General features: G+C 47.6%; 9 protein-coding genes. 2 read left to right on the forward strand and 7 right to left on the reverse strand.

What is annotated here, in order from left to right:
- Positions 1-114: 114 nt before the first annotated feature.
- The 4 genes from C7B82_RS28990 to C7B82_RS29005 all read right to left on the reverse strand — a co-directional run bounded on the left by C7B82_RS28990 (position 115) and on the right by C7B82_RS29005 (position 6,933).
- Positions 115-1,416: a sensor histidine kinase gene (locus C7B82_RS28990; RefSeq protein ID WP_106260591.1), complete on the reverse strand. Its 1,302-nt coding sequence runs from the start codon at positions 1,414-1,416 to the stop codon at positions 115-117.
- Between the two features lie 124 nt (positions 1,417-1,540).
- Positions 1,541-4,708, reverse strand: coding sequence for a GAF domain-containing protein (locus C7B82_RS28995; RefSeq protein WP_106260592.1), 3,168 nt, complete (start codon positions 4,706-4,708; stop codon positions 1,541-1,543).
- Positions 4,709-5,240: 532 nt separating this feature from the next.
- On the reverse strand, positions 5,241-6,077 hold the full coding sequence (locus tag C7B82_RS29000; protein ID WP_106260594.1) for a metal ABC transporter permease: 837 nt from the start codon (positions 6,075-6,077) through the stop codon (positions 5,241-5,243).
- Positions 6,078-6,183: 106 nt separating this feature from the next.
- Positions 6,184-6,933, reverse strand: a complete 750-nt coding sequence (locus C7B82_RS29005; RefSeq protein WP_106260595.1) for a metal ABC transporter ATP-binding protein — start codon at positions 6,931-6,933, stop codon at positions 6,184-6,186.
- Between the two features lie 134 nt (positions 6,934-7,067).
- Between C7B82_RS29005 and C7B82_RS29010 the strand changes: the two genes are divergently transcribed.
- Positions 7,068-8,006 carry a metal ABC transporter solute-binding protein, Zn/Mn family gene (locus C7B82_RS29010; protein ID WP_245940149.1) on the forward strand — a complete coding sequence of 313 codons (939 nt, stop codon included), beginning with the start codon at positions 7,068-7,070 and terminating at the stop codon, positions 8,004-8,006.
- A gap of 196 nt (positions 8,007-8,202) precedes the next feature.
- Positions 8,203-9,000: a hypothetical protein gene (locus tag C7B82_RS29015; protein WP_106260597.1), complete on the forward strand. Its 798-nt coding sequence runs from the start codon at positions 8,203-8,205 to the stop codon at positions 8,998-9,000.
- Positions 9,001-9,044: 44 nt separating this feature from the next.
- Here C7B82_RS29015 and C7B82_RS29020 read toward each other — a convergent pair whose 3' ends face one another.
- From C7B82_RS29020 to C7B82_RS29030, 3 genes are all read right to left on the reverse strand, one after another.
- A complete protein-coding gene (locus tag C7B82_RS29020) occupies positions 9,045-9,782 on the reverse strand; it encodes a hypothetical protein (RefSeq protein WP_106260598.1) in 738 nt (245 codons plus the stop codon).
- A 55-nt stretch (positions 9,783-9,837) separates the two neighbouring features.
- Complete coding sequence (gene upp / locus C7B82_RS29025; RefSeq protein ID WP_106260600.1) at positions 9,838-10,473, reverse strand: uracil phosphoribosyltransferase; 636 nt, start codon at positions 10,471-10,473, stop codon at positions 9,838-9,840.
- A gap of 101 nt (positions 10,474-10,574) precedes the next feature.
- Positions 10,575-11,012, reverse strand: a complete 438-nt coding sequence (locus tag C7B82_RS29030; RefSeq protein WP_106260601.1) for a DUF4079 domain-containing protein — start codon at positions 11,010-11,012, stop codon at positions 10,575-10,577.
- Between the last annotated feature and the right edge of the window lie 156 nt (positions 11,013-11,168).

The raw sequence follows: 11,168 nt of genomic DNA on the forward strand, positions 1-11,168 counted from the left end.
TACTGCCCTAAATTTTGCCCTTACTAGCGAGGCCGTGCAGGAGAATTAAGGCTGTATGATTGCAGGAAGACACCAGTCTTTGTCACCCATCAGCTAGACCATCATGGCTAGTGCTCAGTGGTTAGTTAAAGTGAGGGGCAATTGCATGACGAACTCCGTCCCTTGACCGGGCGTTGAACGGTAGCTCAGTTGACCATTATGCTTCTCTACAACGATTTGGTAACTAATCGCAAGACCTAACCCCATTCCCTGCCCCACAGGTTTTGTTGTAAAAAATGGTTCGAATAACCGCATGCCTACAGTTTCTGAAATGCCAACGCCATTATCTTTAACGCGAATCGTGATAGTTTGCGCTTCTGTTAGTTCTGTACTCAGCAAAATCGTTGGCGACAAGTCGAGGGCTGGTGACTGAACAAACTGCCGTTCTAAGGCATCGATCGCGTTATTGAGCAAATTTAGAAAGACTTGATTTAATTCACCCACCGAACACGTTACCAGCGGCAGCTTGGCATAGTTTCGGATGACGTTGATCGAGGGCATATCAGGCTTATCTACCAGCCGCTGGCCTAACAGCAGAACCGTATTTTCTAAACCTTCATGAATATCGATCGCTTTAACCTCTGCTTCGCCCAAGCGGGAAAAGTTGCGCAGGGCTGAAATAATCGTGCAGACGCGATCGCTACCGCCTCGCATTGATTTAATGATGCTTTCTAGATCCGCAGTCACAAAATCTAGGTCGGCTTCTTTCAGCATCGCTGCGATCGCTGGTGTCGGCTCTGGATATGCTTGCTGATAAGCATTGACGACTGCTAACAAGGTTTCCACATAGACACTCGCTGGGTTGAGATTGCCCACAATGAAGCTCATTGGGTTATTCAACTCATGACAAACACCAGCGACCAGTTGCCCTAAACCCAACATTTTCTCTTTGCGAATTAGCTGCGCTTGCATCTGTTTTAAGTGATCAAAGGCTTGTTGAACCTGATCATTCTTGGCTTGTAATTGCGTTTGTAGATCTTGAATTTTCAGATGGGTTTGAATGCGAACCAAAACGTCTTCAAATTGAAACGGTTTAGTAATAAAGTCAACACCGCCGACCTGAAACGCTTTTACTTTATCAGTTACCTCATCTAATGCACTTAAGAAAATTACAGGCACTCTTGAAGTTTTGGCATCCGCTTTTAGTTGCTTGCACACCTCATACCCATTCATATCAGGCATGTTCACGTCTAGGAGAATTAAATCAGGAGGGGTGGTTTGAGCAGCCATCAGTGCCATTTTACCGTTAATGGCTTTGCGGACGTCATAGCCTTGTTGCAGCAGCAAAGCAGAGAGCAAGCGAATATTCTCTGCTGTGTCATCAACAATGAGAATATCGGCCGTTTGAAGGCTAGTTTGACTACGATTGGAAAGCATGATGCTATCGCCATTAGGTGAGGAACTTAGGTGAGGAACGCTGATGCGGTAAGGGGCAATTGGAGTCTACTCAGCCATTCTCTAAGCCTCGCTCGATCGCATATGATCTATCGATCATTGGCCTTCAGGTTGAGAACGATTCAGCGTCGTTAATGACAAAGTCAGGCATAGCCAGCATCGTTAAAATTTGGTCAAATTGAAAGCCTTCAGCAAGCTCAATCAAGGCATCTTTCAAGGCGGTGTGTGCAGACGGTATTTGCTGCAGTAACTCTAGTACTCGCGCATCGCTGCACTCTAAAGCTGCATGGTATAGCTGCAGCCTCCACGTCGCTGACAGTGCGGCCAAAGTGGCTTGCAAAGCCTCTTCAGTCAGTTGAGAGGTTTGCTGATTGCGTTGCTGGAGAGAGCGTATTTGTGCCGACTCAGTTACTGCATAAAGGTACTGCACACCTAAGTGTTGACTGATTTTGGCAAACAAGGTGTGCCGTTGAAACGGTTTGCTGAGAAAGTCATCACAGCCAACGGCAAGAAATACCTGCCGCTGTTCTTCAAACGCACTGGCTGTGAGAGCAATAATAATCGTGTCTTGGATGTGGGCATCCGCTTTAATCTGTTGCGTTGCTTCAACACCATTCAGCACAGGCATGCGCATGTCCATCAAAATTAGGTGTGGTCGCCATTCCCTACAAAGTGCGATCGCGTCGAGTCCATTGTCCACTTCTTTCAGTTCTAAACCTTGCAGGTTCAATATTTGTGAGAGCAAATAGCGATTAGTAGCATTATCTTCAGCAATAAGAATGCGATAAATCGGTTGATTGGGCGCCAATCCAATCACCGTTTGAGTGCTTGATCGAAGCGTGTCGGTGGTGATCGATGGATCGTAACCAACCGGAATGTCAAAGGAAAAAACGCTACCTTGATCGCGTTGACTGGTAACGGTAATTTCGCCACCCATTAATTGCACGAATTTTTGGCTGATAGCTAGTCCCAACCCTGTGCCTTCTGCAGACAATAAGCCAGCTCGAGTTTGTTCAAACGGCTTAAAGAGGCTTTGCTGTTCAGCCAGCGTCATGCCTGCACCAGTGTCTTCCACCTCAAAATGTAGTATCATTCTGGGCTCGGAGGCTGCTTTTTTAAAATGCAGATAGCGAGGAAGCTCAATGCCTTTTGAAAGCTTTAGTATAATGATCCCTTGTTGAGTAAACTTAATCGCATTGCCTAACAGGTTAATCAAAACTTGTTGGAGCTTACCTTCATCAGCAATGACCCATTTAGGAACATCGTTTGAACACTCGATCGTGAACTGTAAGTGTTTGGTTTCAGCTCGCAACTGCAGCATTTCCTCTAAATTGTGCAGAAGATTATAAAGATCGAAATGATCAGTGTCTAACGAGAGCCGTCCCGCCTCAATTTTAGACATCTCCAACACATCATTAATCAGCTTCAGCAGGTGTTCACCACTACGGTTGATAGTCTGAAGATGCTCTTGTTGCTTCTGCGTCAGCGACGCATCGCAGGACATCAGCTGAGAAAAACCCAACACTGCATTTAAAGGAGTACGCAATTCATGACTCATGTTTGCCAAAAACTCACTTTTCGCCCGGTTAGCATCATCAGCAAGTTCTTTCGCCTGTTGCAGTGCGACTGACTGCTGCTGCGTTTGGGCAAACAATTCAGCTTGCTGTACCGCGACTCCTAGCTGACTACTGATTTGAGAGACTACTCGGATTTCTGCCTCTTGCCACTGGCGAGGAAGCGTGTTCTGGTAGGCTGACAGCAAGCCCCAAAGCTGGTTACCGCAAAAGATCGGGACGGTGATATAAGCGCGTGCCTGCAAAGATTCAAGGAGTTCAAGGTAGCAGGTATCAAACCCTGCTGCGTAAACGTCAGGCACACAGCAATAGTTTGCTTTCTCACGGTAGAGCCCACCTTCGTTTGCTTGTAGGTAGGTGTCTTGAATCAAAACTGCGTTGCCATCTAAGCGCTTGATAATACAGTCTGGCTGATCAACAGCTGTCGTTACCAGTGCTGGATCGTCAAGGCGAAACGGGATGATCGCATTCCAACCAGCCCCCACCGACTCAGCGACCACATTGCCGCTCCAGTCTGGGTTAAAGCGATAAATGAGAGCACGATCACACCGCATCGCTTGCCGCACTTCAATGGTTGTTGTACTGAAAATGTCGTCTAGATCTAAACTCTGACGCATCCGCAGAATTACGCGAGTGGTTGCCCGTTCCAGTTCTGCCATGCGTTGCAGTTCTGCTTCTGCCGCGATCCGCTCCTGAATTTCGGTTTCGAGTGCTGTGTTGATTTCAATGAGCTCGGTGGTTCGTTCTTCCACCCGAAATTCCAGTGCCTCATACGCGTAGTTACGGGCTTGCTCTGCCCATTGACGTTCAAGCTCAGCCGCCGCCCGAGTTGCAAACACGCTCACAAGGGCATACTTGTTTTCGTCCAAGGCTAGTGGCTGTGAGTGCAGCAGAGATAAATGCCCAATCACATGCCCTGCTGCATTCACTAAGGGCATACCCAAATAGCTCTCTGCTTGCAGGTCTTTGACGATGGCAGATGTGGGAAACCGCTCTTGTAACGTATCGGGGTAATAGCACAGACAACCGTCTTGAATGACGGCTCCGCAAGGGTTGCCAAGAAGAGGGATGGTTAGGTTCTCCGCTAGCGTTTCATGTGCCCATACCGCTAACGTTTTAAGCTCAGTAGGTTGCTCTGGCAATCGTTGTGCCACGATCACGTAGGGCACGTCTAGCGCGATCGCCAAATGCTTTACCAGTGCTGGAAAGAACGCCTTACCGGTTGCCGAAGCAGTACCTGCCACAATACTTTGTAGCGTCGCCTCAGCCCGTTGACGCTCAACAATTTCTTGTTGCAATTTCTGGTTGATGGCCTCGAGTTGGTCAGGTGTTTTGAGCGCCAAAAACTGAGGCAGCAGCGTAAGCAACTGCAAGGCGGTATAGCAAGAGACTAGAGCCGTTAGCGCACGCACACCACCAGCCAGCCAATAGGCCGGATGCCACAGTGTCCAAATGTCTAGTAAATGCCCTGTGCCACACAGCACAATGAACGCCCCAAACATGATGAAGACTTTGGAGAACGGGACGTCTTGACGCTTGTGAACAAAGTAGACCAGCATGGCTGGGATGGAAAAATAAGCGATCGCAATCAGCGCATTACTCACAACATGCAGCCCAACTAATGGCGTCTGCCACAAATAGCAGTACCCATGCGGCATATAAGCATTGGGCGAGAACAAATTCTGCAGCAATTCCAGCATCATCTTAAAAGTGAGACTCCCCAGGTGTGGCGAATGTGGCGACTTTAGTTATTACAGCCGGTTGCAAATGGGTCAGCCACAGTGCGAGCGTCCTGCTCGCAGACGTGAGTGAGATGCGCACACTCAGTTGATGTGACCGATTCCAACGAAAATTTCTGTTAAGGAAGCGTGTTGTCAAAAACCCTGCCCTATTCCAACAAACTTGAAGAAGCGATGCATCCAATACCCATCGGGATCGAGACACTGAGCAACTTACTGCAAAATTCTCACCACAATCACAGGAGTATGGACGGGTAGTGCGCCCTACAAACAGCCTGCTTTGTGCGAGTGCTTTAGAAATGACTTAAAACTAGCTGCAATTCTATCTCAGGTTAAACGCGACACCCTACTCCTTAAGATTTAATTTAACGGTATGCAAATCAGAAAGGCTGGTATTGTGCCAAGTCTACTCTGGAAAAACTTTTTAAGGGGTTTCAACTTTAGGAAAGGCCAGAAGCCATTCCCTAGCTGCCAATTCCAAAGTGGTAGCTAATTAAGCACGATCGTGCTGAGTCAATAGCCCTTGAGAAGGACTGAACAGCAACGCCAAGAGCAGCAAGCCAAAACTTAGCAGCACAATACAGGGCCCTGACGGTACATTCAGGTAATAGCTGACATACATGCCGCTAACACTGGCAACCACACCAATCACCGCTCCTAAGCCCATCATTTGATGCAGTTCCTTCACCAGCAAATACGCCGTTGTGCCCGGCCCAATTAGCATAGCAACGACCAGCACAACGCCCACAGTCTGCATACTGGCAATAATCGTGAGCGTCACAGCAGCCATTAAACCAAGATAAAGGCTCTCAACTGGTAACCCGATCGCCTGTGCACCCAACGGATCAAAGGTATAAAATAAAAGTTCTTTGTAGAAAACTCGTACCAGCAGCAACACCATCGCTGTAATCAGCGCCGTCCGCACCACATCCTGCCAGGTCACACCTAAAATATCGCCAAACAGAAAGCTATCTAAATCAAGCTTGTTGCGTAAAAGCGTCAGCAGCAAAATACCCAACGCGAAAAAGCTGCTAAACACGATCGCCATCGCCGCATCCACCTTAATGCGAGTTTGAGAACGCAGCCAGGCAATCAAAAAAGCGCTGATAATGCCAGAGACAAAAGCACCGATCAAAATATTGATTCGCAGAAAAAAGGCGATCGCCAGTCCCGGTAGCACCGAATGTGCCATCACATCCCCCAGAAGCGACATCCGCTGGACAATCAGGTAAGCCCCAATGATGGGACATAGAATCCCAATCAGAACGCCAACGGCTAGAGCGTTTCGCATAAATTCAAAGCCAAGCGGCTCAAGTAGCCAGTCGAGCATAAGAGGTTAGAGGGATGAGGGATGAAGAGAATTTTGAGTTTTGAATTTTGAGTTTTGAATTAACTTTGACCACCGGCTACCGACCACTGACTCCTGAATCCTGCTTCTAACAGAAAAAATTACTTTCTAATGAATCATGAAAATGCGGCAATGCTGGCGGAATGCCGTAGGCAACTTGAATATTTTTCTGAGTCATCACTTCTGTTGGTGATCCATGTGCAATCAACCGCTGGTTGAGTAAGAGTAACTGGTCATAGTGATTGAGAATACCGCCCCATTCATGACAGCTAACCAGAAGGGTTTTACCCTGAGCTTTCAGTTCGTCGTAAATTTGAAAAATTAACGCTTCAGTTTTCTTATCGACAGCGGCAAGTGGTTCATCTAGCAGCAGTAAATCGGCTTGCTGCGCGATCGCCCTCGCCAGAAAAACCCGTTGTTGCTGCCCGCCAGACAGCGATCCGATCGGGCGATCGCGCAAATCTAGCATTTCAACGCGTTGCAACGAGTCTCTGACGATGTCCCGCGACTGGCGGCTGGGCGATCGGAACCACCCAGTGTGAGGAGTGCGCGCCATCATTACTACATTCCAGACGGTAATCGGGTAATCCCAATCGATTTGCGATCGCTGTGGCACATAAGCGACTCGCCGAAGCTGCTGTTTGAGTGGCTTATTTCGATAAAGCACCTGCCCCGCCTGTGTTGGAATCAACCCCAGCAACGCTTTAATAAGCGTACTCTTACCCGCTCCATTCGGACCAATCAGCCCCACCAATGAGCCACTGGGTAGCCTGAAACCAATATCGTCAAGCGCTTGTAACCGACGGTAATTGACAGTGAGATGCTGAACCTGTAGCATGACGATTTAGATAGAATGAGAATCATTTTCATCACCATACCGGAAGTATCATCTTGTGTAAACCTTTGCCCCCTCGGCCAAGCCATCTAAGTGGCTTAGCTAGACTATTTTTGGTGTTCAGCTTGAGCGGTTGCGTGTCGGCACCGCTTCAATCTGCCAAACCAACAGCATCAGAGCCAACAAACGCCTCATCGGCAAGCAAGGCTCCGTCTAGTAGCGATCGCCCTCTTGTTGTCGCCACTAACACTGTTGTTTGTGACCTGACGCGACAGATTGCCGCCGATACAGTGACGCTCAAATGTCTGATTGACGCGGGCGCTGATCCTCACGAATATAAACCGAAGCCAGAGGATAGCAAGGCGATCGAGCAAGCAAAACTGATCCTCTACGGGGGCTACAATTTCGAGCCTGAAGCGATCAGGCTCATTCAAGCGAGCGCTAATACGGCTCCCAAGGTGGCTGTGAATGAGTTGGCCGTCTCCAAACCACAACAGTTTGAAGAGCATGGCAAAACTGAGACCGATCCACATGTGTTTCACACTGCCGCAAATGGTGCGTTAATCGCCACTGTCATTAGCAAAAGTCTGATTCAACTGCAACCCAGTCAGGTAACTCTATACGCAGCCAACACCAAAAAAGTGACTGATGAATTGACCCAAATTCATACCTGGATCAAGGCAGAAATTGCGACTATTCCTGTCAGCCAACGGAAACTTATGACGACTCACGATGCTTTTGGTTACTATTCCAAAGCCTATGGCATTCCCGTAGTTGGTGCCTTACAAGGGCTTAGTACCGACGAGAAAGCCACACCGAGCAGGGTGAAAACATTGGTTCAAGAGATCAAAGCCGCGAACGTCCCGACAATTTTTGCCGAAGCAACAATCAACCCAAAGCTCATTGAAGCTGTCGCCAACGAAGCGGGGATTAAGGTTGCAGAACAAGAGTTATTCGCCGATGGACTGGGTGAAAAGGGCAGCAAAGGCGATACCTACCAGACGTTTTTTATCGCGAATACAAAAGCTATTGTTGAAGGCCTGGGTGGTAAGTACACGCCGTTTCAGGCAAAGTAACCAGCGCATATCGCAATCCAAGTGGATTGAGAAAGCTTTTTTCCATAGGGAAGAGTTTTGCCAATCTCTTCCTTCAACAATGACTCAAGGCTGTACTATCAATGATCCCAAGCTGGAATGGGCATACTAAAGGTGAAGTAGGTGGTGCAGAGGCTTACCTGCTTGTTCATTCAGCATTAAGGCGCGTCACAAAGCTATGTCTGTGCAAAAGATTCAGCTTGAAGCACTTCAAAAAATTCGGCAGCATATTCAACATGGCTTTGCACTGCCTGAATCGGAGAACCACCCCCGATCTCTAGCATCATTCGATGAAGCAATAGAGATTCCGGAACCAGACTCGCTGAGTGGTCTGGGCGATCTGTTTAATTTTGGCAGTGCAATGGATGAGCCCACCCATGCACCAAATACTCGTGGAGAGTGGTTCATCAGTGCTACAAATCCGGGCTCAGTGCTGCAGAAACTTCCTGGCCTCACGCTCAAACCGGATGTGCGTCTAGTCTGCTACCTTCATCGGCAATTAGAGGAAGGAAGGGGGGTCATTTGGGCAGTCCCGGAGTCGCTAAGTACCACAGCCCAACTGGAAAAAGCGCTGGCTGGCAGCGGCGATAGCACCCATCCCCCTTGCCCCGCCGGGGCTTTCACGAACCTAATGGAAGCGGTAGAAGGCGATCACTCGGCAGTTTCTTTTATCATTGCCTCTCTTCTACAACGCGAACTGGCAGAGTTTGGGTGTTTTGGCAAAGCTAGTCATTGGTCACACCATCGACTCATTAAGGCCGTGCCAGCACAGGCACAATGGCAATGGAAAATTGAAATACCGAAAGATCTATCCCCTAAAGTGCTCTTGTTTGCTGATGGAAGAGCAGCGATCGAATTTTTTAGCTGTCGAGTGGTGCCGCCCTTGGCCCTCTTTCAACATCTTGACCAGTACTCTGAGAAAAACTATAAAGCAACCGTTTTGGATCGGGCGATCGCGATCGCTCAGCGCACATAAAGCAACGACTCAAACAAAAACAGGGATTCAGGAGAAAGTAGTGGTCAGCGCAAGCGCACTGTGATGGTGTACGAAGGACGCTGCTTAGCTTCTCGTTGAGATTTCACTAGTCGAAACTCTGGATCTATATAAAGATGTTCTAGCTGTGGCTTTGACTTGAAGATTGTTGCAAACCTCTTAGCAGTTTTTTGATCCAAATTTTCAAAGTCAGGCACTTCTAAAAAGTCTTTTTCTAAAGCAGCAAACGTTGACGCCTGAGCGACCTTAGTAAACCAAGCCTCGGCTCGTTCAACGCTGAGTGGCACGTGCCCAAATCTCAACTTCTGCTTGATAACAACATTTTGTATATACCAATGCCCGTCAACTATTTGATATTTCTGAAGGATCATGAAGTCGTAGGCAAATAGAAAAGATGGCATGTTCTTCAGCAACGGTAGCTGCTTTCCTGGAGCATAGCGAGCCACGTTGGCGTAATAGCCGTCATCATGAAAAATCTGGTAAGACTGCTCTCGAAGCCGTCCAGGAATCGTATCTTGAAAGGGAATGGTAGACCAAATCGGTTTCCAGGCACCGATGACAAGCGGAACTTGCTCTTCTACTCTTACAGTAGGATTGCGGGTACTCAGTTCGTCAAACACTGGTTTCAGCGTATCCTTAAAAAACTGTACTTTTTGACTGAGAGAATCAGTATCCCGGTTTGCAGTCAATCGCAATAGTTCTTGCTTCAGCGCTTCTGTCGACAGTTGGTGCAACTGCTCCGAACTTAGAACATTTTCTACCATACAATTACCGTTCTATTCGTTACTCGCACAAACGTACAGTACTGCACCATAAACCCTATTTCGTTCCGAATAAACGATCACCTGCGTCACCTAACCCCGGCACAATATACCCGTGTTCGTCTAGTTTCTCATCGATCGCTGCTGTGAAAATCGGTACATCCGGATGCTGCTCGTGAAAGTTACTGATACCTTCAGGTGCTGCTAATAGACACACCAGTTTGAGCGATCGTGGGTTAATTTCTTTCAGGCGCTGCACTGCTGCAGCTGCAGAATTTCCTGTAGCAACCATCGGGTCGACTACGATCATATCGCGCTCCTGAATATCATGTGGCACTTTAAAGTAGTACTCCACTGGTTCTAGAGTTGTCGGTTCGCGGTACAAGCCAATGTGCCCAACTCTTGCAGACGGCATCAGTTGTAGCATTCCATCCAAAATACCCTGCCCTGCACGCATGATAGAAACAATCACAAGCTTTTTGTCAGAAGCCAACACAGGTGCATTCATAAGACATAGCGGCGTATTAATTGATTCATACTTGAGTGGCAAATCGCGCGTTACCTCATAAGCCAACAACATACTAATCTCAGTCATAAGTAACCGAAACTTAGCAGTGCTGGTTTCAGCTCGGCGCATCAGAGTCAATTTGTGTTGAATCAGAGGATGCCCAATAACGGTGACGCTAGATGCCATAAATGAAATCTCTTGTAGATGCAATTAAATATGAGGCTAGCTTAATTAATTCACAACAAACATGCTAAGGTAGCCTCCGCAGCAAGACTCTAATAGGTCAATCAAGGCAAATACTTTTGCACAACACCCCATCCCGTTAATGAGACCCAAAGTAATCCAAGAAACAAGACTAAATTGGTGCTGACATGAAGTGACCTCGCCCAAGGACGCATCAGATTGATTTGCATGGCACTCCACGCAGAGAGAAACATCAGACTGGCAACAGCTAGTCCTGCGAGTAAGTGCCAGGAATGTCCTAAGCTTCCAAAGTGCCCTAATGTACCAACAATACCAATGCCCAAAAGCAGCAACACTAGCACTATCATTACACCACCAGTTGTAGCGTGCAAGGGGCGTAACCAAGAAGCGCGAAATTGCTGTTGCTGCCGCTTAGCAAAGATCAATATACCCGTAATAGCCAATATGCAATACGCTGCGAGCGCAAATCCCATTGACCATGCCGCAATTTTCCAAAGCCAGATAAAAGAAGGTAAATTCATCAGTTAAAACCAAAAACCTTCTTTATCTTGCATATAGATAGAGCAAGAAAGCGAATTAAATTTAAGCAAGTATGACACAACTAGAGCGGCATTCTTATTGAAAGAATGCCGCTCTAGTTGTCATTAATTAACCTGGCACCGAGCTATTTTTGCAGG

Origin of the sequence: Stenomitos frigidus ULC18, from assembly GCF_003003795.1 — a bacterium.
Classification (GTDB): domain Bacteria; phylum Cyanobacteriota; class Cyanobacteriia; order Leptolyngbyales; family Leptolyngbyaceae; genus Stenomitos; species Stenomitos frigidus_A.